Here is a 22367-nt window from a genome sequence, read left to right as displayed (position 1 = left end):
CGGTGCATCCCTCACCGTTAGTCTCACACCCTCGGCGCAGAGGCTTCGCACACAGTTAGTCCCACACCCCCGTGTTCCTGCACGGGGGTGTGCTGCTTGCGGTGCGTGATGGCCGCGGGAGTGGAGGAACTACACTCAACGGTGCGTGATGCTCCTCAGTCACAGCCGCCTCGGCGAGGAGATGGAACTCGAGTTCACAGTCATTCGGCGCGGTGACGCATGGCGAGCGCCGCCTCGGCGGGGGAATGCCTACGAGCGGAGGGACCGGCGGGCCCACGACCGTCTGCGCGCACGACAGAGGGCGGGGACCGAAGTCCCCGCCCTCTGTGCGTGTCAGATCAGCCGTGTGCGGCTGGACTCATCCGAGCTCAGTTCTCGTACTCGTCGTCATCGTCGACATTGTACTTGTCGGCGTAATCCGAGTAGTCGGGTTCATCGTCGTACGGATCGGACGGACCGGACTTGCTCGCGTCGGCGCCCAGCTCCTGCTGGAGTCTATTAAGGTCGGTATCCGGGCTGTAGTACTTCAGCTTCCGAGCTACCTTGATCTGCTTTGCCTTTGCGCGGCCGCGACCCACTGGCGTGACCCCCTCCGTCGTCAATGGGGCGAATGGCCCCGGACTAGATCTCTGCTATGCGCTTAAATCCTACCTGTTCATACTGGGAAGTTCCATTTTGTGCGTGGACCTTGGATAGGCTGAACCCATGGCCTACCGTCGCGATTATGTCGTCACCCTGCGGATCTTCGAACCCCTCGTGGTGCATTCCGAATTGCAAGACAGGCAGGTGGAGGACAACCGGTCACGCATCGAGGAGCAGATCTCCCACGACGCTGACAAGCGCTTGATCTCCCTGCCGCCTTCGCCCGTGGCTGATTCCTTCCGGCGCACTCCGATCTACCTTCCGGCGTCTCAGACCGTGGACGGGGTGGACCGTTTCTGTCCTGCTCAGGAGGATATTCGCGGATGGGAGGCGCTCGATTCGCTGGCCGAGCACACCTCGAAGGCGACCTTGGACATCGTCGCTCCGAAGTCCGCTCGCCGACGTGCCGCCAGCCGTCGTGCGGAGTGGCTGCAGGACGCCAAGGACACGCGGATCTTCACCCGTGTCTCTGCCTGGGACGTGCCGCCGTCGTGGTGGCTTTTCTTCTCCCTGACCGAGGATCAGATCATCACCGAGGAAACCGGCGAGGGCCTCCGGGTGCTCATCCGTACGGATATCCTGGCCGCCTCGGCGCGCATGGAATGGGCCTCGGAGACGATCGCGGATACCTCGAAGGTCGTCGATATGGTCGAGCAGACCTCGGTTCTGGCCGAGTGGATCGACACCTTCGATATGAACTCGGTCCTCGAACTCGACCTCGGCGGGATGTCCGATGTGCTGTGGCCGAGCGAAGCCGCCGAACTCGTCGACTCGTGGGTCACGGCACTGAGCAACAACGATTCCGAGTCCGCGGTCGCCGCCTTCCAGAAGTATGCGGCCGGCTGGGAGCAGCTCAACCTCTACGCCCGCAGCTCCTGACCCCAATTACTACCTGACGGGGGCTGAGCAACCTGGCGCCAGGTTGCTCAGCCCCCGTCAGGTAGTAAGAAGGGCGGATAGGATTGTCTGCGAACGAGCCGCACCCGAGAGGACGAGTCCCGCAAGCGTATGGAAGAGAAGAAGCGCCGTCTCCTGACGAGTCAGGACCCCGCTGCTCAGGGGCCTGATCCCGCCCCATCGTCCGCTTCCGGTAAGTCCGATGGCCCCGGCACCGGGCCGTCCGCCCGGTCGAAATCCGCGACCCGGGTGAAACCGCTGTCGAAAGTCTCCATCGGCTGGCGCATCGTCGTTCCCGCCATCGCCTTCGTCATCCTCACCTGCGGACAGTTCCTCAACACGAACGACTTCTTCCCGCTCGGATCGCTCACCCAGTACGCCACCGCCAAAGACCTCAACGGAACCGTGAACTCCACGTGCATCGAGGCCGAGTTCCCCGGCGAGGACGAACCGCGCCGCCTCGGGTTCAACGCCGCGACCGTCGGCATCGAACGCGGTGACGTTGAATCCCAGCTCGACCGAGTCATCGCCCACCCCGAACTCCTGCAGTCGATGGCCGACTCGTACGTCCGGCTGCAGCCGGACGAGCCGAAGCCCGAAACGATGATCCTCTGCCGCACCACCACACAGCTGAAGAACGGCCTGGCCGTCGGCGAATCCGAACAGACGACGCTGGCGACGTGGGAGGTCCGATGAGCAGCATCCCGACCCTGAGGTCCACCCCCACCGAGGCGGCCCCCACGAATCCGTTCCTCCGCTGGTTCATGCCCGAGGTCCCTTTAGCTCGGGTGGCCGTGTTCCGCGTGTTCGTCTACCTCTTCATCATCATCGATGTGCTCACGATCTCCGGCGACGTCATCGCCCACGGCTGGACGCCCGAGTTCTATCAGCCGTTGTGGTTGGCGAGGTTCCTCCACATCCCGGCCGTCAGCGTCCTCGGCGCACAGATCCTGCTCACCCTCATCATCGTCTTCTCTCTGCTCGCCGCCGCCGGAATCCTCCAGCGCCTCAGCGGCTGGGCCGTGGCGCTCAGCTTCGGCGCGTGGATGTTCTACACGCAGGGCTACGGCTACGTCGCCCATGATCACATGGCGCTCGTCATCGCCGCCTTCGTCCTGCCGACGATCGGAACGGCGCGCTTCGGGGACGTCAGCACCGCCTCGGCGCGGGCCGGCTGGGCGCTGCGGATGGTGCAGATCTCCGTCGTCCTCACCTACTTCTACTCGGTGGTGATGAAGTGGATCGCCTCGGGCAATATCACCCACTGGGCGAACGGTGCGGTCATCATCTGGGCGCTCATGCGCCGGGGTGCCGAATGGTCGAAGCCGTTCCTCGAGATGCCCGGCCTCCTCATCGCCGCGCAATGGGCGACACTCGTCTTCGAGTTCCTCTCACCCGTCGTCCTGTTCCTCAAGGGCAAGTGGCTGTACGGGGCCGTGGCCTTCTTCTTCCTCTTCCACCTCATGACGTATCTCGCGCTGGGCATCCACTTCCTGCCGACCGTCATCTGCTGGGCGGCGTTCCTGCCCCTGGAGAAGCTCGTGCCCAAGCGCTTCACCAGCACGGGCACCGCCTAATCCGCGGCGTCGTCGACCCGGCTGAGCGCGCTGATCACAGCACGTACCGCGACACGTTCGGCCGTGTCCGGACGCATCACCGCTACGATCCAGCGTGTCGTCGTCACCCCCGTCAGCGGCACCAGTGACAGTCCCGCATCGCGTGGCGTCGTGAACCGGGGAAGGAGCGCGACCTGGTCCGAGGAGGCGACGATCGCTTCGATGAGCCGGTTGTCCCGGATGCGTTGGACGACGTCGAGGTCGCGACCGGTGAGATGCTCGATCGAGGTGAGGATCGTGTCGAACGGGTATCCGCGGGGCACTCCCACCCAGCGACAATCGACGACATCGTTCGGGGACAGCTCGGCGCGTTCGGCAAGCCGATGGCCGATTGCGAGGGCCACGTCGATGGGTTCGCGGGCGAGCGGGATGACGGTGAGTCCGTCGGTGCCCAGGGGGCGTTCGGCGACGAGGCTGTGTGCGACGACGATATCGACATCTCGGGTCAGTCCCGCGAATTCGTGCTCGGCGAGGTCGACATCGTCCATGCGCAGATCGATGTGCGGGTGGTCCTCCCGCAGCCTGCCCAGCGCATCGGGGAGGAGGTGGGTGAGCGCGCTCGGCAGCCCGGCCAGCGTGATCTCTCCGACAGCTTCGCCGAGGTGGCCCTCCCATTGGGCCTGCACCCGGGCGAGCGTGCGGGCCACGTCCCGACCACCGTGGGCGAGCAGTCGTCCCGCGGCTGTGAGCGTGAGTCCGCGACCGGCGGGTTCGACCAGAGCTTGGCCGATCTCTCTCCCGGCCTGCCTCAGCTGCTGAGAGACGGCCGACGGGGAGCGATAGGTGATATCGGCGACGGCGGTGACGCTGCCGTATTCGTCGAACAGGCGCAGCAGCTCAAGATGCTTCGGATCGATGACCATGAAGCCATGCTACAGAGTTGATGAAGTACTCTGCGATTGTGCTTCATTGTTGACGAAGTTGAGAATGGGGCCATGTCATTCAAGCACTGTCTGCTCGCCGCCTCGGTTGCGGTCATGTGGGGACTGAATTTCCTCGCCATCGATTTCTCCCTGGCGCAGTTCCCGCCCTTCTTCCTCGTCGCTCTGCGCTTCTCCCTGCTCGCGGTCCCCGCGCTGTTCTTCGTCCCGAAGCCCGACGTCAAAGCGCGGTGGATCATCGGCTACGGACTCGGCTTCGGACTCCTGCAGTTCCTCTTCCTCTATTGGGCGATGGCCGCCGGCATGCCCGCGGGACTCGCGTCCCTCGTCCTCCAAGCTTCGGGCCCCTTCACGGTGCTGTTGGGCATGACATTTCTGCGCGAGAATGTCCGCGGCTCGCAGATGCTCTTCCTCCTCATCGCGATGGCCGGCCTCGCGGTCGTCGGCTGGCAGCGCTTCGACTCGCACGCGAGCTTCCTGCCCTTCCTCCTCACCCTCGCCGGCGCCTTCGGGTGGGCGATCGGCAACATCTGCAACCGGCAGGCTCACACCACCGAACCGATCAAGCTGACGATGTGGATGTCCGCTGTCCCGCCCGTGCCGATGCTCGTCCTCTCCCTCCTCGTCGAAGGACCTGAGAGGATCGGCGCATCATTTTCGGGACTGACCACACCGACAGGGCTGCTCGCGATCGCGGGACTGCTCTACACCGTGGTCATCGCGACGATCCTCGGTTCTGGCATCTGGTCGTGGCTGATGTCGCGCAACCCCGCCGGAGTCGTCGCCCCCTTCTCGATGCTCGTGCCCGTCGTCGGAATGAGCGCGGCTTTCGTCTTCCTCGGCGAGCGGGTCACCGTCGGCGAGCTGTGCGGGGCCGTCCTCGTCATCATCGGGGTCCTCGGCGCGGGTCTGAAGGCCGCGAAAGGGGCGCGGATTCTCGCCGCTGCCGAGGCGGTCGTGCCCGTGAGCGCGCAAACGGAAGATTCCGACGCCAGCGATTCCATCAGGGCCAGTTGACAGGTGTTCGCGTAGCCTGAGGTCATGACCGCCGATGATGCGCCTCCGACCCTTCATCACGACCGCCTGTCCGCCGAGGATCTGCTCGTGTCCCCGCGAGGACGCTCGCTCGTGTTCGGGCTCGCACTGAATGGGCGCGACGACGAATTCGACGAGGAGGGCGAACCGCTCACGGATCGGGCACGCGCGCTTTCCGAGGCTCGTCACGATGTCTTCATCGCCGGCTTCCTTGCCGACAAGGAGTAGGGCGCTGCGGTGGCGATGTACCTCGGCGAGGGAGACTCCGAACCGCAACCCGGAGACATCACTGCCCAGAACGTAGCGGCAACCCTGCGACGCGTCACACCGGTGAGGCCGACTCAAATTGACCTCGAGAACGAGCTGGCCGAAGTCATCTCCGGAGCCATGTACTGGCAGCCTCCTCACGGTGCCGATCAGATCGCTGCTGACCCAGAGGTGCGGGAAGCTCTGCGCCCCTTCGCGGAGATGGTCATATCCACTGTCCCGCTCGATGGCTGGACCGCGCCTCTGGACCCGGGCAATCAATGGGCTCTGGCTTGGGATGACGCAGATCATCGCAGTGGGCTGCCCGCAGTATTCGACCGGCCTCTAGGTCCAGTTGATTCGACAGCGGCGCCTGCGATCACGCTGACCGATCTCTATCCACCTCTCGAGGGAGACGGAGCGAGCCTCTCGTGGGAATTGGACGAGTGGCTCGCAGATGTCCTCACCGCGGAAACCCGTTGCCGTCACGATTTCGCCAAGAACCCGTATATGGAGCTCAGCGGCGAATGGTGGTCGACTCCGCCAGACGGTCTGTGGTCGTCGACGGGAGCATGGCCCAACGGAACCCCGATCGGAGTCGAACTCGTCGAGGACGATTTCGGTCTCGAGCGTGCCCGAGCCTGCCGTCTGCGACTGCGCCCGGACGCTCGCATCGCCGAGATTCGCGCACCTGAGGATTGGGCCGATCTGTGCCGCCGCTACTCGCTCGACGTCACCGCCCAGCGCCGCTATGTCTGGTCCGAGACCACCGGACGCAAGGGCCGGTGGGTCATTCCTGACTGGTCACGGGTTGCCGAGGAATTCGACGGTGTCCATGTCGGTCTCGCGGGCTATCTGCGCACGGCAGGTGCGGTCATCGACGTGACGGAGGGCCGCCTCGTCGAGGAATCGGAGACCATCCCCACGGCAGGGAACACGGATGATCGGACGGCGAGTGTCATGGCGGGTTGGCACCCGGATACGACGTTCTGGCTGAATGACGTCGTCGAGGCCGTCAACGAGGTGGCCGAATGGCACTACGACAGCGACGTCGATCGGTGGGTGCGAGGCTGACCTCTGCGCGACCCGAGAGCTCGGTCAGCCAGCGAGCAGCGCGTCTCGGACCGTTTCGACGGCACGAGCCGGGACGCGGTCGTCAGTGAGCAGCAGAATAGTGCGCTCGGTTGTCGGAGCGAGCCTGCGGAAGACGACCTCGTCGGTATCGGCCGGAGCAGTCGAATACGGCAGACACGCGAGAGCGAGGCCGCCGGCCACGAGGCTGAGCTGAGTGAGGGGATCGGCGACGAAATGCCGGACTTCGAGTTCGATTCCGCGGGTGCGCCCCGCCTGGACGAGGGCCTCGTGGTCGCGTGAATCGCGCGCGCACGTCGACCAGACTTCGGCAGCAAGATCCGCGATGTGGACCTCCGTCACCGAGACGGCCCAGTGATCGCTCGGCGCGGCCACATAGGCGGTCTGCCTTGTCAGCTCGGTCGAGACCACTCCTGCAGGCAGAGTCAGCGGGGCGTTCGTCCACGATTCGGCGATGACGATGTCGAGGTGCCCGTCGGCCAGGCGCTGCAGGTGGTCATCGGTCTCGCCGTCCTCGATCGACACGGCGATGTCCGGATGAGCGTTGCCCAACTGTCCGAGACGAGGGGTGAGCAGGTCGCGGATGCTCGAGGCGATCGCACCGATCTTGACAGTCCCCGTGACCTCGTCGTGTTGGAGATCGTTCTCGGCGCGCTGCATGAGCTCGGTGACCTGCCGGGCGTAGTCAGCAAGAGTGCGGCCGGCATCGGTGAGGCGAAGGCCGCGCCCATCGGCCACGACCACGCGGGTTCCGGCTTCCCGTTCGATGCGGCGCAGCTGCTGGGAGACGGCGGGTCCAGTGAGATGGAGCAGTACGGCAGCCTGATTGACCGATCCGGTTCTCGCCACGGCGTCGAGGATCCGCAGCCGTGACCATTCGAGTCTCATCGTCTCACCCCTACTTTCGGTAAGCAGTCCTTATCAATACTAGATCGAAATCTGAACTGGTGCTGAATAGTCAGGTGGCCATAGCGTCGAACTATGAGTCAGACACCAACCCCCGCAGCCATCTCCTCGGTGCTCGCCGGAGCGCTGTGCCTGTCTGCGTCCGCGATCATCGTCAAGCTTGCCGATGTCGACGCGGCGACCACTGCGGTGCTTCGCTGCGCCATCGCCATTGTGCCCCTCATTCCACTTGCGCTCGCCGAAAGGCAGCGACATGAGAGCCTGAGCACGAGTGGTGTGCTGTGGTCGCTTGCGGCGGGCATCGCGCTCGGCATCGACTACAGCGCGTGGACCGCATCGATCTACCTCGCCGGAGCGGGAGTCTCGACGGTGCTCATCAACGTCCAGGTCATCGTCCTGCCGCTGCTCGCTCTCATCATCGATCGTGAGCGCATGGAGCGGAGATTTCTGATTGCACTGCCGATCATGATCATCGGCATCATCCTCGTCAGCGGTGTGCGCCTCAGCGAAATCGGAATCGGACCGAGCACATCGGCGGCAGGGCAGGGCCGCCTCGGCGGGGTTCTTCTCGGGCTGCTCGCCGGAATCGGATACGGAACGTACCTCTTCCTCAGCCGCAAAGCCACACGGACGCAGTCGGATCTCGCGTTCCAGCCGCTGACGTGGGCGACGGCGGCGGCCGCGGCCACCTCGACGATCATCGCCCTCTTCTCACAGGGACTTTCGGTCTCGGATATCGGCGGGCGTTCGTGGGTTCTGCTTATCGTGCTCGCGCTCGTCGGACAAGTCGCGGCGTGGCTGCTCATCCATCACGGAAGCGGTCGGCTGCCTGCCGAAGTCACGGCGAGCCTGTTGCTTGTCCAGCCGGTGCTCGCGCTCGCTCTCTCGGCGGTGGTGCTCGGGGAACGGTTCGGTTTCGGACAGATCTTCGGAGCAGCCGCCGTCGTCGGTGGGGTCGCGGTCTCGAGCGGGCTCGTGCGCAGGCATGGTGCTCGACCGGAGAGGCCGTAGGTCAGTCGCCCGGAGCCAGACTGGGTGCCTTGTCGATGCCGAAGCGGGTCTTGAGAGCCCGGCGGGCGGCGAACCAGCCGTTCATGCCGTGCACGCCCGGGGCCGGTGGCGTTGCTGCCGAACATAGGAACGCGCCGGGAACGCCGAGGCTGTAGTTGTCCCAGCTGGTGCGCGGGCGGGCCATCATCCGGTAGAAGGTGACGATGCCGGTGGCGATGTCCCCTCCGATGTAGTTCTGGTTGTGGCCGGCCATCTCGGAGGCGGGGATCGCATTGTGGGCGACGATGTGGTCGCGGAAGCCGGGAGCGAAGCGTTCGAGCTGCCGGGCGATGTACTCGGTCGGGTCGAGCGGGCAGTCGAAGGGCACGTGCGCATACGTCCACAGCGGCCGCAGCCCGTTCACCTCTCGGGTGGGATCGAAGACGGTCGGATCCGAAACGAGGCACACGGGGTCTGCGGGCATGCGCCCATTCATCACCTGCGCCTCGGCGGCGGCCATCTGCGCCCGGGATCCGCCGATGTGGATGGTGCCGGCGCGTCCGACTGCGGGATCGGACCAGGGCACCGGGCCGTCGAGGACGAAGTCGACCTTGGCGGCGGCGTTGCCGTGCTTGAACCTCCGCAGACTCTTGTCGACGTGCGCGGGCAGCAGGCCGGAGAAGATCTGCGCCGCATTCAGCGCCGAGGTGTCGAGCAGATAGGCGCGGGCCTTGGGCATATCCGAGACATGGTTGACACGGGCGTTCGTGGTGACCTTCCCGCTGTGCGCTTCGAGATCGGCGACGAGGTGGTCGATGATCGCCTGCGACCCGCCGATCGGGGAGGGCCACCCGCCGGCGTGGGCGACCGTGGAGAGCATCGTGGCAGTGGCCGCGGTGCCCATCGCCGGCAGCCCGCCGATCGCGTGCGCTGCGACACCGGTGAACAGGGCCTGGGAGGATTCGTGGGAGAGCGGAATGTTCCACGCAGAGCTGGCTTGGGAAAGGAGCCGCAGGCCGAACTTCACGACGTTCGCGATGCCGGGAACATCGCGCAGGGTCTCGGGAACGGAGCGTTTGTCACCGAGGGAGAGCCAGATCGCGTCATCGACCCGGTCGAGGAGCGGGGCGAAGAATCGCCGCCATTCCGGTCCGGCCGCGCCGAGGTGGTCGACGGTCTTCTCGAGATCATGGAAGGCCAGCGCGGCGGGCTTGCCGTCGAGGGGCTGGGCGTAGGAGATCTCGGGGGTGGTGAACTCGAGGCCGCGGGCGCGCAGATCGAAGTCGACGAAGAATGGGCTGGCGATCGCCAACGGGTGCACGGCCGAGCAGATGTCGTGGGTGATGCCCGGCGCCAGACCGAGGTCGAGGGTGCGGGCACCGCCGCCGATCGTCGGCTGAGCTTCGAACACTTCGACAGAGAGTCCGGCACGGGCCATGGTGACGGCGGCGGCCATGCCGTTCGGGCCGGATCCGACGACGACTGCATCAACACCTGTGCTCATGAGGCCAGTCTAGGTCAGTGGGCTGTGCGGCTGCGGAGTGCGGCTCTGGGCGGCTGAGGGCGGCTCAGTTGTCGTACACGTCGTCGAAGAAGGCGCATTCTAGATTGACGGCACGCTTCCAGATGCGGGCGAGAGCCTCGGCATCTGAGCCTTGATCGCTGTCTCTTGGGAACACCCGCTCGAGCTCGTCGACGAGAAACTGCACCCAGCAGCGAAAGGCTTCTCCGCGGTGGAGGTCGATCCATCCTCGATGAACCGCTCGCTCCGGTGCTTCCTCGCGGGATTCGGCCCAATCGAGGTAGAGCCATTCGGCCACAACGAGGACGACGAGCAGCTGTGGGTACGATGCTGAGTCGACTGTTGAGTTCATGAGATCGCGGAAGCCCGCCGTCGGTGCTGCAAGTTCAGGTCGGAGGTAATCGGCGGGATCGACGCCCAGCTCGGCGAAAGAGTCGACGAAATACGTGTCCTCGTCGGCGACGAGCATGCCCAGCTGTCGGGCGAATCGCAGCTTTGGGTCGAGCTCATCGGCATGGGCCACGCAGGCTCCGAGCATGGACAGGAACGACTCGAAGAACTGATAGTCCTGGATGAGATAGTCGCGCATCACCGTGTCATCGACGGTGCCGGCGAAAAGCTCTCGGACGAACCGGTGATCGACGGCCCTCACCCATTGCCGCTCCGTCGAACGGAGCAGTTCGGCCACCGCTCCGTCGCTGTCAAAGACGATCGAGGAATTGTCGATGGTGCTCAAGTGTCTTCCACTCCCTCCGCCGGTGCTCACCGGATCAGGTTCAAAGGGTCTGCATACGCACTCTCAGCGCCGCCTCTTTCGGCGCTCCCCTGTAGCGCTTCGACACTATCACCTAGGTAAGGAGAGCTGTCAGTAAGACCGAACCAGAGTCGGCCGTTCCAGTTCGCGATTGTCGAGCACCCATGTGGCGTGTTCCCACGGGGCAGCCTCGGCGAAGTAGAGGCGCTGACCACCGACGTAGCGGCGATTCGACTCATCCTCGGGATCGGCATCGAAGGCTCCGGCAAACCGCTCGTTCCCTCGTGGGACCGAGATCTCGAACGGCACATCGACCCACACGCTCGCATCCCAGAGATCCACAAGCTCGGGACGGTGGAGGAAGATCCCGTCGATGAGGAGGACGCAGTCACTAGGCAGGCTCCGAGGCACGGGCGCAATCGGTCGATCCGCGTCGACGTCCCACGCGGCTGGAACGACCGAGTCGCCTCGGCGGAAGGGACCGACGACCGACTCGAGGAATGAGTTGTAGTCGTAGGAGTTCCGGTAGAACGTCTCCGGCCCTGTTCCGTCGGCATGACGAACGGCCCGCGGATGATGGAAGCCGTCGATGCCGACCGACGCGACGGGACGAGCAGGAGCCGTACCAGAATTCCCCGCGTCCTCCTCGGCGAGGTCGATGAGTTCCCGGGCGATCGTCGTCTTCCCGGCTCCGTCTACTCCGTCCAACGCCACCAAGGCACGACCTCCCGGTCGGACGGTGCTCAGCTCTGCCAGCAGTTCGATCAGAACTCGGACTCGGGACTTCACCACGCTGTCGATCCGGCGGGGGATACGGACTGCGGGGCTGCCTCGGCGAAGGTGTCGGCGATGAAATCGGCGATACGGTCCGCGGCAGGCTGACGACCTGCAGACTGTTCGGCGGACTCGACGGACGGGTTGTAGTTCGTGTTCGTGTTGATGTCGTAGACGACCTGACAGCCGTCGGCGGTCTCGATGAACTCGACGCCGGCGATCTCGATGCCGAGGTCGGCCAACAGCGTCTCGAGCCGAGCGATGAGCGGTGTTCCGGCCGTGATCTCCTCACGGCGGGCAAACTGGGGGACCGCCTCGACGTCGGGATCAGCCGCGGCACCCGGAATCGTGCAGGCATCGGCCGGGCACAGCTCGAACGACCCACCTGAGACGTCGACGCGCACCGCATAGTGGAAACGTCCGCCGATGAACTCGGCACGGGTGATGAACGGCTGGGCAGGCTGCACATACTCCTGAATGAGAGTGATGCCGTCGATCGACTCATTCGCGCCACCGGGCGCGAACTCATCGGCGACCGCCTCGAGCTCGGCGTGGGAATCGAAGCGACGCACACCGAGGCCCTTACCGCCCTGATTGTGCTTCGTGATGAACGGGGGAGTGAAGCCGGTCGCGGCGTTGACGAGCGCCCGCGGTCCGAACGCGGCCGCGGTGCGCGGAACGTCGAAGCCTCGGCCGGCCAGCTCGCGATGCTGACGGACCTTGCTCACCTCGAGCTCGTAGACGTCGCGACCGTTGATCACTCGGCGGCCAGCGGCGGCGAGCCAGTCGAGGACCGCACGCCCGTACTCCTTCACATGCGGATCGGTGCGGGTGTGCGCCGACGCCGACAGCCGCGACCAGAACAGTCCGGCAGGAGGTTCCGCGGCAAGATCGATCGTGGTCTCGGGCAGCAGCCATTCGACATGGGCGACGCCGAGGCGGTCGAGCGCCTCCGTGAACGGGGCGATCCATTCCGGATTGTCGTGGATTATGTGCACCGCGGCAGCGTCGCCGACGGGCAGGGCATGAGAACTCATCGCGAACCTTCATTGTGTGGAGCCGATGCGGCCGAGAGTACGCGGAAGCATCAGCGGATCTGCTCAACAATTCTACGCCCTGGTGTCCAAGCCTTCGCTGTGTCAGTGCGGCGGCGTAGACTCGGGGCATGGCTATCGCAAAGCAGCCCGTTGTCGTGCTCGACGCCCCTGACGCCGGTGAACTCGCAGAGTTCTACGGCAAACTCCTGGACTGGTCGGTCACCGTCGAAGAAGACGGCACCTGGGCAGAAGTCGTCTCCAACTCCTGGCCGCCGATCTGCATCCAGCAGGTCGAGGACTACCATGCACCCAGTTGGCCCGGTCAGGCCCACCCGCAGCAGATGCACCTCGACGTCATGGTCGATGACCTCGATGTCGCAGAGAAGGCCGTGCTCGAGATCGGTGCAGGCAAAGCCCCCGAACAGCCGGGAGAGACGTTCCGAGTGTTCCTCGACCCGGCCGGTCACCCGTTCTGCCTATGCAAGGGATGACCACACCACCACCGAGGCGACCCCACCCGTCCGTGGTGTGCTGAGTCATGCGCGCGCTCGCCTCGTTTGCTGACCGTGATCCTGTCCCGTGGGCCAATGGTGCCGGTCAGACCACTGAGCTCGTCTCCCTGGCTGACTCCGCGCAGCTGACCCCGGGGCTGCGTCCTTGGCGGTTGAGCATCGCTCGACTCGAACGTGTGGGCCCGTTCTCAGCCCTGTCCGGAATGGCGCGCACCTTCCTCCCCACTGCCGAGGTGGCCCTGGAGATCGACGGGATCGTGCACCCGGTGCCGGCGTTGCACCCGGAACATTTCCACGGAAGTCAGAACGTGAGTCTCGTCGAATTGGCAGCGCCCTGTTTCGCCGTCAACCTCATGGTCGCCGACGACGGTATGGACGACTCCGCTCACGACACCGGCACGTGTGCGAGCGGCGCGACCGAATGTGCCTGCGGCGAGCTGCAGATGAGCATCGGTGAGCAGTTCCCGGCCAGCGGATTCGAGTTTGTGCTCACTCTCGAAGCGGGGTTGGATCTCCCGCGTTTTCAGCTGCTCGAACTCGAGCAGGGTGAGGTTGCTCCAGAGGAGGTCTCGGTGGCGTATCTCCACTCCGAAAGTGCCGACGCGCACATCTGAGAAATCAGTGAGAACTGACTGTCCCGGGCGTCACATTCCTGCGTATCGTCCCAGGTGACAGTGCCGTTTCCGGGCATTTCCATCAGGCCTTTCTCAGCTTCGGACGGGAAGTGTCAGGATGCCCGAACGTGCATGTTCGAGAATGGTTCTCCACCGGATTTTGGAGGAATTTTGACGGTCGGCGACAGCGGTAAGAACAGACAGCACCAGCACAACGACGGAACTCGTCTGCCGGAGCATTCCCAGACCCTGCCGCTGATCACCGAAGAGATCGTCAGCTCCCACCCGGCCCCGGCAGCCGAACCCACCGAACACGTCGTCACCAAGGTGATGCCGCCCAACCCAATCCGCCACGACAGCCAGTCCACACAACCGCAGACGAAGACTCTGTCGGACTCACCCGCTGGCTCACAGACGTCCGCCTCGGCCACGGCTGCCTCCCCGGCCGCCGTTGCCGAAGCGGCAGAGACAGTCGAGGACAAGAAAGAGGAGAAATCCTCAGAGGGCCGGATCTCGGCTACTCAGCTGCTGGCGGGTGCCGGCGCCGCTGCGACCTCCTCCGTCATCGGTGGTCAGCTCGGTGTCGCGGGCACGGTCGTCGGTGCCGGAGTCGCCAGCATCGTCACCGCCCTGGCCGTCACTCTCTACGGTCGCAGCCTCGACAAAGGCAAGGAGAAGATCCAGGAAGTCGGGTCCAAACTCGCTCCGGCAGTCAAGGCGAAGATCGCGAAGCAACCCAACGGGAAGGCTGACTCTGTCGATCGCTCACTCGCCGAGGATTCGGCCTTTGCTCCGCCGGAACCCGCCGGCGTTAGTACTACCGCGGCAGCCGCCTCAGCGTCGGACGACAGAACAGCCGAGGACGGCGACGGCAGTGAAACCGAGAGCGAGCCCCGCTCCTGGTGGCAGAAGCTGCGTCGCAAACGGGTGCTCTACCCGTTGACGATCGGCGTCGCAGCCTTCGGAATCGGACTCGGCGCGGTCGTCATGGCCGAGAACTTCACCGAAGCCGATATCTCACCAGGCACCTCGCAGATCTCACGATCGGTGACCGGGCAGTCAACGAACGACGAACCCGTCACCGACGACGGGACCTCGGACTCCGGAACCAGCGGAGACGAATCGTCGAGCGGATCCGGGTCGGGTGTCGACGGCGGTCAGAGCTCATCGAACAGCGGATCGAACACGCAGAACGGTCAGTCCGCCTCGGCGGGGGAGACCGGCACCGAAGGTGCGGCCGAGGGCCAGGACTCTCAGGGTACGGACACGACGACGGGCACGAGCGATACCAACGGCGGTTCGACGAGCACCGACGGCACCGAAACGAGCAGCGGTTCCACCTCGACCGATGGCACCGGCAGCACCGGGGACACCAGCGGCGGCACAAACAGCAGCACAGGATCCGGATCCGGCTCGGACGGTTCGGGCAGCGGTTCCGGCCGCGGCTCGTCGGGTTCGGGCGGATCCGGAACCGGCGGTTCGACCGGCGGTTCCGGTGGTGGAGCGGCGGCCTCGGCAGAGGGCTGAGCCGGACAACGTCGAGGACGGGAATTTAGACAGCCCACCCTTGGTTGTGTGAAGCAGAGAACATCGCTAGGTTGAAACCAACTCCGACAGTGTTCTGCCGAAGTCGGGATAACGAGACTGGGCGAACGGCGCTCAGCCGATCGATCAGCTGCACCGGCGCGAACCGCATCTCACCGGTGGCCGTGATCGCGGGCTGAGCGACGACGCCTGAAATCACACGGTTGAAGGAGATGTTATGACGCAACATACAGATCATGAATATGCCGGTCACGACAGTACGAAGGCATCGACGACCGAGTCCGGTGCGCCGCGGGAATCCGATGCTCACTCGCTGAGCGTCGGCGCGAACGGGCCGCTGATGCTCCACGATGTAGCTCTGGTTGAGAAGCTTGCTCGCTTCGACCGTGAACGTGTTCCCGAGCGCAGTCCCCACGCCAAGGGATCCGGCGCATTCGGTGAGCTCGAAGTCACCGAAGACGTCTCCAAGTACACGAAGGCCGACTTCCTGCAGCCGGGCAAGAAGACCCCGATGCTCGCCCGCTTCTCCACCGTCGCCGGCGAGCTCGGCTCGCCCGACTCCTGGCGCGACGTGCGCGGATTCGCGCTGAAGTTCTACACCGAAGAGGGCAACTTCGACATGGTGGGCAACAACACCCCCGTGTTCTTCGTCCGCGATCCCATGAAGTTCCCCGACTTCATCCACTCGCAGAAGCGCACCCCCGATTCGGGTCTGCGCAGCAACAACATGCAGTGGGACTTCTGGTCGCTCTCGCCCGAGTCGGCTCACCAGGTCTCCTACCTCATGGGACCCCGCGGCCTGCCCAAGAGCTGGCGCCACATGAACGGCTACTCCTCGCACACCTACATGTGGGTCAACGCCGAGGGCGAGAAGTTCTGGGTCCAGTACCACTTCCACACCGACCAGGGCGTGGAGAACATGAGCAACGAGGAGGCCGGTCGGATGGCTGGCGAGGACGCGGACATGCACCGCCGCGACCTGTTCGATGCCATCGAGCGCGGGGACTATCCGTCCTGGACCTTCAGCGTGCAGATCATGCCGTACGAAGAAGCCAAGGACTACCGCTTCAACCCCTTCGACCTGACCAAGACCTGGTCGAAGAAGGACTACCCGCTCATCAAGGTCGGCAAGTTCACCCTCAACGAGAACCCCTCGAACCACTTCGCACAGATCGAGCAGGCTGCATTCAGCCCCTCGAACACCGTGCCGGGAACCGGGCTCTCGCCGGACAAGATGCTGCTGGGCCGCGTGTTCTCCTACCCGGATGCGCAGCGCAACCGCATCGGCACGAACTTCAACCAACTGCCGGTCAACGCCCCTGTCAAGAAGACGAATTCGTATGACAAGGAAGGCCAGATGCAATACCACCACTCGGGTAATGCACCGGTCTACGCCCCGAACTCGTACGGACGTTCCTTCCAGGACGAGCAGGGCACGGTCGACAACGGCTGGGAGGCCGATGGCGAGCTGGTCCGCAGCGCCTACAGTCTGCACGCCGAGGACGACGACTTCGGCCAGGCACACACCCTGGTCCGCGAGGTCTACACCGAGGAAGAGCGCCAGGGTCTCATCGAGACTGTGGTCGGCGCACTCCCCGACGGAGTCGAGGAACCGGTGCTGTCGAACGCGATCCAGTACTGGAAGAACATCGACGCCGAGGTCGGCGCAGCCATCGAGGCCAAGGTCAAGGGGTGAAGCAGCCTGAGATCTTGAGCGCCTGACCGCTCGGAGTCGGGCACGAGACGGCGGCCCGGAACCTCCCCACCGCGGGAGCGTCCGGGCCGCCTTCTCTTTTTCTCTTTTCCAATTACTACCCGACGGCGGCCCAGCAACCTCGCGCGAGGTTGCTGGGCCGCCGTCGGGTAGTTCTTAAGGGCCAGTCGTCGATTTCCTCGAGCAGCTTCTTCTCGTCGATGGCCAACTGTTCCTTGTCGAGGTGCTGCATAAAATGCTTCTTGCCGCGGGCGTACCAGAGGACGACAGCAATGAGAGCTACTGCGAGCACCGCAATCGGGGAATAATTGAACGTTGAGATGGTGATCGGCAAGCTCGGCGGGAGGACGAAGAGGATGCAGATGAAGATCACCCACACGACTGCGATCCAACCGATGACGCCGCTCCACTTGCCGAGGTTCCATGGGCCGTCTTGGAATTCTTTGCCTTTGAGCCTGCGCAGCAGCACCGGGGCGACATAGGCGATATAGAGTCCGATCACCGCCACACTCGTCACTGCAAGGTACGCAGTCTCATTGAACAGCGCGGGCAGTGTGAGTGCGGTGGAGAGCGCGATGCACAGCCAGATCGAGTTCGTCGGAGTGCCGGTGCGCGGGTTTACCTTCTTCCACCACCGCGACCCCGGAATCGCATCATCGCGAGAGAACGCATAGCTCATTCGCGAGTTCGCAGTCACCGAGGCCATGCCGCAGAAGAACTGGGCGCCGCAGACGATGAAGAGCAAGAACTTCGCCATTGTCGGATTGTTGAGTGCATCAAGGAACACCTGAGCCGGCGGCAGCCCCGTTTCGGTGGCATTGAGCGCGGTCAGACCTGCTTCGGAACCGTCTTGAATGGACGCGGTGATCGAGTACAGCAGGATCCACCCGCCGATGATCGAGATGAGCACGCTCATCACGATGCCCTTCGGGGCTGCGATCGAAGCATTCTTCGTCTCCTCTGCTACGTGCGCCGATGCATCGTAGCCGGTGTAAGTGTACTGGGCCATGAGCAGACCCATGAGGAAGACGAATGGCATGAATGTGAATCCGGTTTCGTTGTGCCAAGCCGTCATCGTCCAGCTGAATGACTGGTGTTTGGTCGGCATGATCCACAGGGCGCCGACGATGATGAGTACCCCGACGATGTGCCACCAGGCGGAGACTCCCGAGAGCAGGTTGACGAGGTTGACGCCGAAGGTGTTGAGCAGGCCGTGAATGACGATGATAACGAGGAAGAGCCCGAACGTGTTGAGGGCAGTGGGCGCGACACCGAAGGTCAGCGCCGCAAACGCCATCATCGTCGTCGCCGCGCCGTAGTCGATTGCCGCGGTGACCGCCACCTCACCGAGGAAGTTGAACCACCCGACGTACCAGGCCCAATGCCGTTTGTTGCGTTTGGCCAGGCGTCCCGCCCAGAAGTAGAGGCCGCCCGCGGTCGGGTACTTCGAACACACCTCGGCCATGGCCAGAGCGACGCAGAGGACGAAGATGCCGACCAGGGGCCAGCCGATAGTGATTGCTGACGGGCCGCCCGAGCCTAAGGCGATGCTGTAGGAGGTGATGCAGCCGGCGAGGATCGAGATGATTGAGAAGGAGACCGCGAAGTTGCCGAATCCCGACATTCCGCGTTTGAGCTCTTGTTTGTAGCCTAGCTCAGCCAGTCCGGCCTCATCCTCGCTGAGGTCCGCGATTGCCGGAGACGAGTCCGTTTCGGGTATCGACTTCTTCTCCGGCTCTGCTGGAGGTGTGGCGTCATTGCTCATGGAGAACACCGTTCTGCTCGAAACGAATCTATCTGTGCGCCATCCGGCGCCATGCGGCTCGGTCTGATCGACGATGATCGGAAGGCGGACGCTACGTGTCTGGATTGAAATCCGAACGCGTGACTGGAGTCATAGTTGAGTTCTGTCGTTGAGCATGGCACTCGGCTAATGGTTTGTCAATGGTTGTTTTAGCATGCTTTGTGGCGATACTTGCCGATTTCTTCTCGGACCCATTGCATTTAAAAGGAATAGTGCCATACCTTAAGGGGGAATGCTGATACCTCATCACACTCACCCCCTGAGAGTTTCCGCGAGCGGTCGCAATGACGCGCCACAATCCAGAAGAGGAACTATGAGCACTGCCCCATCGCCGTTGACCCTTGACCAGCTGCAGAAAGACATCGAGTCCGGAGAAGTCGACACTGTCCTCGTCGCGGCGACAGATATGCAGGGCCGACTTCAGGGCAAACGGATTACAGGACGTTTCTTCATCGACGAAGTGATGGATAACGGCACCGAGGGGTGCAGCTACCTGCTCGCCGCCGACGTCGAGATGAACACGGTCGACGGCTTCGCACTGACCTCCTGGGAACACGGCTATGGAGACCTATTGTTCGTGCCCGATTTCTCGACACTGCGGCGTATCCCATGGCACCCGGGATCCGTGATGGTCCAATGCGATTTGGCGCGTACCAACGGAACTCCCTTGGCGGTCTCCCCACGGCAGGTGCTCAAGGCTCAGTTAGAACGCCTCGAGAAGCTTGGATACGCCCCGATCGGGGCCACCGAGCTCGAGTTTGCCCTGTACAACACGAGCTACAGGAACGCTATGGCCGGTGATTACCGCAACCTCGAAGCGGCCAGCATCTACAACATCGACTACTCTCTCTTCGGCACAGGACAGGTCGAAGACTATCTCCGCCGACTGCGCAACGAAATGGACGGCGCCGGGCTCTATACGGAGAGCGCCAAAGGTGAGTGCAACCTCGGACAGCTCGAAGTCGGATTCCGATACACGAACATCCTCGCCACCTGCGACAACCACGTCGTGTACAAACTCGGCGCGAAGCAAATCGCTGACCAGCAGGGACGATCGGTGACCTTCATGGCCAAACCCAATGGCCGCGAAGGCAGCTCGTGCCACATCCACATGAGCCTCAACGACTCGTCCGGAAAGCCAGTGTTCGGAGTCGGGCACGGCAATGAAATGTCGGAGACGATGAAGCAATTTGTGGCAGGAGTCGTTGCCACCCAATATGACTTCACCTATCTCTACGCGCCGAACGTCAACTCGTACAAACGCTTCGCCGACGGTTCCTTCGCCCCCACCACTGTGGGTTGGGGCTGGGACAACCGAACCTGTGCCGTTCGCATCGTCGGCCACGGACCCGGTCTGCGATTCGAGCAGCGGGTTCCCGGTGCCGATGCCAACCCGTACCTCGCCTGCGCGGCACTCGTCGCCGCTGGAATCCACGGACTGGATCACAAATTGGAACTGCCCGAAGCCTTGGCAGGCAATGCCTATACCCAAGACGTTCGGAGTATTCCGCGACGCTTGCACGATGCGGTCTCCGCCTTCGACACGTCGTCAGTCGCACGCGAAGCGTTCGGCGATGAAGTCGTCGACCACTATGCTCACGCCGGCCGCGTTGAAATGGCTGCTTTCGATGCTGCTGTCACCGATTGGGAGGTCCGACGTGGCTTCGAACGGCTCTGATCAGTCAGAGGCCAAGCGTCCGCTCATCGGCCTGCCGACCTACTACGGGAGAGGGCAGTATGGTGTCTGGGACCGTGATGCAGCCTTTCTGCCCAGCGTCTACGTCACCGCAGTCACCCGTGCCGGTGGTCGTGTCGTTCTCCTCCCCCCGGAGGAATCGTGGTCGGCTGCCGAAGTGGCCGAGCTCGACGGAGTCGTCCTCACCGGCGGAGACGACGTCGATCCCCGGCTCTATGACGCCGAACCGCATGAACGGACGCAAACGCCCAATCTGCGCCGTGACCGATTCGAAGTGAGCCTGTATCAACAGGCGGTCGAAGTCGATATTCCAGTTCTCGCGATCTGCCGGGGAGCTCAGATCGTCAACACCGTCCACGGTGGAACCCTCCACCAGCATATGCCGGACCTTCCCGGTCTCGATCCTCATGAAGCGGTGGTCAAAGACGAATTCGCCGAGGTAGCAGTGAACACTCTGCCCGACACGAGGACCGCGGCGATCCTCGGAACCGAAACCACGGTTCGGTGTCATCATCATCAATCGATCGACCGCCTCGGTGAGGGGCTGGTTCTCTCTGCCAGAGCGCAGGACGGCACCGTCGAAGCCTTCGAAGGTGACGTGGCGAGGATGGTGGCGGTGCAGTGGCATCCGGAAGAGACTCTCGACGAATTGAATCTGTTCACCGACCTCGTCGAAAGAGCTCGCGCTCGTGTGCGCGGCCGAAAATCTGAGACGAAAGAGGAGGCTCGACTATGACCGATGTGCTCAATCCTGCGACCGAAGAGCGGATCACCGCAGTGGCTGGACATACCGTCGAATCGACGCGCGATGCGATCGGCCGCGCAGGTGACGCTTTCCAACGGTGGCGGACAACCGCACCGGCCGAACGAGCGGAGCTGCTGCGGGCCTTCGCCCGGGCGGTCGACGCGGACATCGAAAACCTCGCCCGACTCGAAGTCGCAGAAGCCGGCCACACGATCGGCAATGCACGCGGGGAAGCGGCGAACGTGCGCGATGTCCTCAATTATTTCGCAGGGGGAGTGGAGCGTCATCTCGGCGAGCAGATTCCGGTTGCCGGGGGAATCGACATCACGTTCAACGAACCACTCGGAGTTGTGGGCATCATCGTGCCCTGGAACTTCCCGATGCCGATCGCCGGGTGGGGGTTCGTTCCTGCTCTGGCCGCAGGGAACGTGGTCGTTATCAAGCCCGCGGAACTGACACCGCTGACGGCGATCCGCCTCGGCGAACTCGCTGTCGAAGCCGGCATCCCCGAGGATGTCCTCCAGGTCCTGCCTGGTCGCGGCTCCGTCGTCGGGCAGACCTTCACCGATGATCCGCGGGTGGCGAAGATCGTGTTCACTGGATCGACCGAAGTGGGGGAGCTGATCCTCGCAGATTCAGCGAAGACGATGAAGCGCACCACCCTCGAACTCGGCGGCAAGTCGGCGAACATCGTCTTCGCCGACGCGGATCTCGAGGCGGCCGCAGCCACTGCTCCGTACGGCGTATTCGACAATGCCGGTCAAGACTGCTGCGCACGCTCGCGCATCCTCGTCGAGGAGTCAGTGTTCGACCGGTTCCTCGAACTCCTCGAACCCGCGGTCAAGGGCGTCAATGTCACCGACCCTGCGCGGGAGGATGCGGAGATGGGGCCACTCATTTCCGCCGGTCACCTGCAGACGGTGGCGGGGTTCCTCGAAGGAGTCGACGTCGCGTTCACCGGGCAGGCGCCTAGCGGAACCGGGTACTGGCTCGCGCCGAGCGTGGTGCTGCCGAAGACGCCTTACGACCGCATCGTCACTGAGGAGATCTTCGGCCCCGTCGTCACCGTCCAGCGCTTTCGTGACGAAGCCGAGGCGATCGCCATGGCCAACGACTCCCACTATGGCCTTTCCGGCTCGATCTGGTCCCGCGACATCGGACGCGGGCTGCGGGCCGCACGCGGAGTCGAGACCGGAGCGCTGTCGGTCAACTCGCATTCCGCGGTGCGCTACTCGACACCATTCGGCGGGTTCAAGCGTTCCGGCATCGGCCGGGAACTCGGCCCGCACGCCATGGATTCGTTCACGGAAACGAAAAACGTCTTCATCGCCACTGACTGACCCGG

At 63.9% G+C, this 22367-nt stretch carries 22 protein-coding genes and 1 riboswitch; of the genes, 14 read left to right on the top strand and 8 right to left on the bottom strand.

The window, feature by feature from the left end; all coding sequences use genetic code 11:
* Window positions 1-368: 368 nt before the first annotated feature.
* Window positions 369-578, bottom strand: coding sequence for a DUF3073 domain-containing protein (locus D3I60_RS03695; protein WP_139470410.1), 210 nt, complete (start codon window positions 576-578; stop codon window positions 369-371).
* A gap of 127 nt (window positions 579-705) precedes the next feature.
* Here D3I60_RS03695 and D3I60_RS03690 point away from each other — a divergent pair, with 127 nt between their 5' ends.
* The 3 genes from D3I60_RS03690 (at window position 706) to D3I60_RS03680 (ending at window position 3116) form a co-directional block, all read left to right on the top strand.
* Window positions 706-1521 carry a hypothetical protein gene (locus D3I60_RS03690; RefSeq protein WP_262774798.1) on the top strand — a complete coding sequence of 272 codons (816 nt, stop codon included), beginning with the start codon at window positions 706-708 and terminating at the stop codon, window positions 1519-1521.
* A 129-nt stretch (window positions 1522-1650) separates the two neighbouring features.
* Window positions 1651-2235: a hypothetical protein gene (locus tag D3I60_RS03685; protein ID WP_262774797.1), complete on the top strand. Its 585-nt coding sequence runs from the start codon at window positions 1651-1653 to the stop codon at window positions 2233-2235.
* The gene (locus D3I60_RS03680; protein ID WP_262774796.1) at window positions 2232-3116 is read left to right on the top strand and encodes a hypothetical protein; all 885 of its coding nucleotides are present in this window, start codon (window positions 2232-2234) and stop codon (window positions 3114-3116) included. Before D3I60_RS03685 ends, D3I60_RS03680 begins: the two co-directional genes overlap by 4 nt.
* Here D3I60_RS03680 and D3I60_RS03675 read toward each other — a convergent pair.
* Window positions 3113-4018 carry a LysR family transcriptional regulator gene (locus D3I60_RS03675; protein ID WP_262774795.1) on the bottom strand — a complete coding sequence of 302 codons (906 nt, stop codon included), beginning with the start codon at window positions 4016-4018 and terminating at the stop codon, window positions 3113-3115. The two genes, D3I60_RS03680 and D3I60_RS03675, sit on opposite strands and share 4 nt — an antisense overlap.
* Before the next feature lie 72 nt (window positions 4019-4090).
* Between D3I60_RS03675 and D3I60_RS03670 the strand changes: the two genes are divergently transcribed.
* Genes D3I60_RS03670 through D3I60_RS03660 form a run of 3 tightly spaced genes read left to right on the top strand, consistent with a single transcriptional unit; the run spans window position 4091 to window position 6391 of the window.
* Entirely contained in the window at window positions 4091-5053 is a 963-nt protein-coding gene (locus D3I60_RS03670; RefSeq protein ID WP_262774794.1) for an EamA family transporter, read from the top strand.
* Between the two features lie 24 nt (window positions 5054-5077).
* Window positions 5078-5299, top strand: a complete 222-nt coding sequence (locus tag D3I60_RS03665) for a hypothetical protein (RefSeq protein WP_262774793.1) — start codon at window positions 5078-5080, stop codon at window positions 5297-5299.
* 9 nt (window positions 5300-5308) lie between these two features.
* Complete coding sequence (locus D3I60_RS03660) at window positions 5309-6391, top strand: hypothetical protein (protein ID WP_262774792.1); 1083 nt, start codon at window positions 5309-5311, stop codon at window positions 6389-6391.
* A 24-nt stretch (window positions 6392-6415) separates the two neighbouring features.
* Here the strand turns inward: D3I60_RS03660 and D3I60_RS03655 are convergent, their stop codons facing one another.
* A complete protein-coding gene (locus tag D3I60_RS03655) occupies window positions 6416-7297 on the bottom strand; it encodes a LysR family transcriptional regulator (RefSeq protein WP_101596509.1) in 882 nt (293 codons plus the stop codon).
* A 93-nt stretch (window positions 7298-7390) separates the two neighbouring features.
* Between D3I60_RS03655 and D3I60_RS03650 the strand changes: the two genes are divergently transcribed.
* Window positions 7391-8326 (top strand): DMT family transporter, encoded by a 936-nt coding sequence (locus tag D3I60_RS03650; protein ID WP_262774791.1) that lies wholly within the window; start codon window positions 7391-7393, stop codon window positions 8324-8326.
* Window position 8327: 1 nt separating this feature from the next.
* Here the strand turns inward: D3I60_RS03650 and D3I60_RS03645 are convergent, their stop codons facing one another.
* The 4 genes from D3I60_RS03645 to D3I60_RS03630 form a co-directional block, all read right to left on the bottom strand.
* Window positions 8328-9809, bottom strand: coding sequence for a phytoene desaturase family protein (locus tag D3I60_RS03645; RefSeq protein ID WP_262774790.1), 1482 nt, complete (start codon window positions 9807-9809; stop codon window positions 8328-8330).
* 64 nt (window positions 9810-9873) lie between these two features.
* Entirely contained in the window at window positions 9874-10563 is a 690-nt protein-coding gene (locus tag D3I60_RS03640; protein WP_262774789.1) for a TenA family protein, read from the bottom strand.
* Window positions 10558-10664: riboswitch (TPP riboswitch) on the bottom strand. Its footprint overlaps the gene before it by 6 nt.
* Window positions 10665-10692: 28 nt before the next feature.
* Window positions 10693-11373, bottom strand: a complete 681-nt coding sequence (locus D3I60_RS03635; RefSeq protein ID WP_262774788.1) for a uridine kinase — start codon at window positions 11371-11373, stop codon at window positions 10693-10695.
* Window positions 11367-12392 carry an ATP-grasp domain-containing protein gene (locus D3I60_RS03630; protein WP_262774787.1) on the bottom strand — a complete coding sequence of 342 codons (1026 nt, stop codon included), beginning with the start codon at window positions 12390-12392 and terminating at the stop codon, window positions 11367-11369. Before D3I60_RS03630 ends, D3I60_RS03635 begins: the two co-directional genes overlap by 7 nt.
* Before the next feature lie 128 nt (window positions 12393-12520).
* On the opposite strand from D3I60_RS03630, the gene D3I60_RS03625 reads away from it, so the two are divergent.
* The 4 genes from D3I60_RS03625 to D3I60_RS03610 all read left to right on the top strand — a co-directional run bounded on the left by D3I60_RS03625 (window position 12521) and on the right by D3I60_RS03610 (window position 16759).
* Window positions 12521-12883 carry a VOC family protein gene (locus D3I60_RS03625; protein WP_139907015.1) on the top strand — a complete coding sequence of 121 codons (363 nt, stop codon included), beginning with the start codon at window positions 12521-12523 and terminating at the stop codon, window positions 12881-12883.
* 47 nt (window positions 12884-12930) lie between these two features.
* The gene (locus D3I60_RS03620) at window positions 12931-13518 is read left to right on the top strand and encodes a HutD family protein (RefSeq protein ID WP_262774786.1); all 588 of its coding nucleotides are present in this window, start codon (window positions 12931-12933) and stop codon (window positions 13516-13518) included.
* Window positions 13519-13689: 171 nt separating this feature from the next.
* Window positions 13690-15045, top strand: a complete 1356-nt coding sequence (locus D3I60_RS03615; RefSeq protein ID WP_262774785.1) for a hypothetical protein — start codon at window positions 13690-13692, stop codon at window positions 15043-15045.
* 235 nt (window positions 15046-15280) lie between these two features.
* Entirely contained in the window at window positions 15281-16759 is a 1479-nt protein-coding gene (locus D3I60_RS03610; RefSeq protein WP_262774784.1) for a catalase, read from the top strand.
* A gap of 115 nt (window positions 16760-16874) precedes the next feature.
* Here D3I60_RS03610 and D3I60_RS03605 read toward each other — a convergent pair whose 3' ends face one another.
* Window positions 16875-18542 (bottom strand): amino acid permease, encoded by a 1668-nt coding sequence (locus D3I60_RS03605; protein ID WP_262774783.1) that lies wholly within the window; start codon window positions 18540-18542, stop codon window positions 16875-16877.
* A gap of 352 nt (window positions 18543-18894) precedes the next feature.
* On the opposite strand from D3I60_RS03605, the gene D3I60_RS03600 reads away from it, so the two are divergent.
* From D3I60_RS03600 to D3I60_RS03590, 3 genes are read left to right on the top strand one after another with little or no spacing between them, the layout of a single operon-like run.
* Entirely contained in the window at window positions 18895-20259 is a 1365-nt protein-coding gene (locus D3I60_RS03600) for a glutamine synthetase family protein (protein WP_262774782.1), read from the top strand.
* Window positions 20240-21013: a gamma-glutamyl-gamma-aminobutyrate hydrolase family protein gene (locus D3I60_RS03595; protein WP_262774781.1), complete on the top strand. Its 774-nt coding sequence runs from the start codon at window positions 20240-20242 to the stop codon at window positions 21011-21013. The genes D3I60_RS03600 and D3I60_RS03595 overlap by 20 nt, the downstream gene beginning before the upstream one ends.
* Window positions 21010-22362 (top strand): aldehyde dehydrogenase family protein, encoded by a 1353-nt coding sequence (locus D3I60_RS03590; RefSeq protein WP_262774780.1) that lies wholly within the window; start codon window positions 21010-21012, stop codon window positions 22360-22362. The genes D3I60_RS03595 and D3I60_RS03590 overlap by 4 nt, the downstream gene beginning before the upstream one ends.
* The last annotated feature ends 5 nt before the right edge of the window (window positions 22363-22367 follow it).

Source organism: Brevibacterium permense, from assembly GCF_025506275.1.
Classification (GTDB): Bacteria; Actinomycetota; Actinomycetes; order Actinomycetales; family Brevibacteriaceae; genus Brevibacterium; species Brevibacterium permense_A.
This window is presented reverse-complemented; position numbering and strand designations above follow the sequence as displayed.

What these genes read in the sequence shown, in the direction of transcription:
- D3I60_RS03665 (WP_262774793.1), top strand. Translation starts at nt 5,078, where the DNA reads ATGACCGCCGATGATGCGCCTCCGACCCTTCATCACGACCGCCTGTCC.
- D3I60_RS03690 (WP_262774798.1), top strand. Translation starts at nt 706, where the DNA reads ATGGCCTACCGTCGCGATTATGTCGTCACCCTGCGGATCTTCGAACCC.
- D3I60_RS03670 (WP_262774794.1), top strand. Translation starts at nt 4,091, where the DNA reads ATGTCATTCAAGCACTGTCTGCTCGCCGCCTCGGTTGCGGTCATGTGG.
- D3I60_RS03625 (WP_139907015.1), top strand. Translation starts at nt 12,521, where the DNA reads ATGGCTATCGCAAAGCAGCCCGTTGTCGTGCTCGACGCCCCTGACGCC.
- D3I60_RS03655 (WP_101596509.1), bottom strand. Translation starts at nt 7,297, where the DNA reads ATGAGACTCGAATGGTCACGGCTGCGGATCCTCGACGCCGTGGCGAGA.
- D3I60_RS03630 (WP_262774787.1), bottom strand. Translation starts at nt 12,392, where the DNA reads ATGAGTTCTCATGCCCTGCCCGTCGGCGACGCTGCCGCGGTGCACATA.
- D3I60_RS03610 (WP_262774784.1), top strand. Translation starts at nt 15,281, where the DNA reads ATGACGCAACATACAGATCATGAATATGCCGGTCACGACAGTACGAAG.
- D3I60_RS03675 (WP_262774795.1), bottom strand. Translation starts at nt 4,018, where the DNA reads ATGGTCATCGATCCGAAGCATCTTGAGCTGCTGCGCCTGTTCGACGAA.
- D3I60_RS03590 (WP_262774780.1), top strand. Translation starts at nt 21,010, where the DNA reads ATGACCGATGTGCTCAATCCTGCGACCGAAGAGCGGATCACCGCAGTG.
- D3I60_RS03605 (WP_262774783.1), bottom strand. Translation starts at nt 18,542, where the DNA reads ATGAGCAATGACGCCACACCTCCAGCAGAGCCGGAGAAGAAGTCGATA.
- D3I60_RS03680 (WP_262774796.1), top strand. Translation starts at nt 2,232, where the DNA reads ATGAGCAGCATCCCGACCCTGAGGTCCACCCCCACCGAGGCGGCCCCC.
- D3I60_RS03620 (WP_262774786.1), top strand. Translation starts at nt 12,931, where the DNA reads ATGCGCGCGCTCGCCTCGTTTGCTGACCGTGATCCTGTCCCGTGGGCC.
- D3I60_RS03650 (WP_262774791.1), top strand. Translation starts at nt 7,391, where the DNA reads ATGAGTCAGACACCAACCCCCGCAGCCATCTCCTCGGTGCTCGCCGGA.
- D3I60_RS03600 (WP_262774782.1), top strand. Translation starts at nt 18,895, where the DNA reads ATGAGCACTGCCCCATCGCCGTTGACCCTTGACCAGCTGCAGAAAGAC.
- D3I60_RS03645 (WP_262774790.1), bottom strand. Translation starts at nt 9,809, where the DNA reads ATGAGCACAGGTGTTGATGCAGTCGTCGTCGGATCCGGCCCGAACGGC.
- D3I60_RS03685 (WP_262774797.1), top strand. Translation starts at nt 1,651, where the DNA reads ATGGAAGAGAAGAAGCGCCGTCTCCTGACGAGTCAGGACCCCGCTGCT.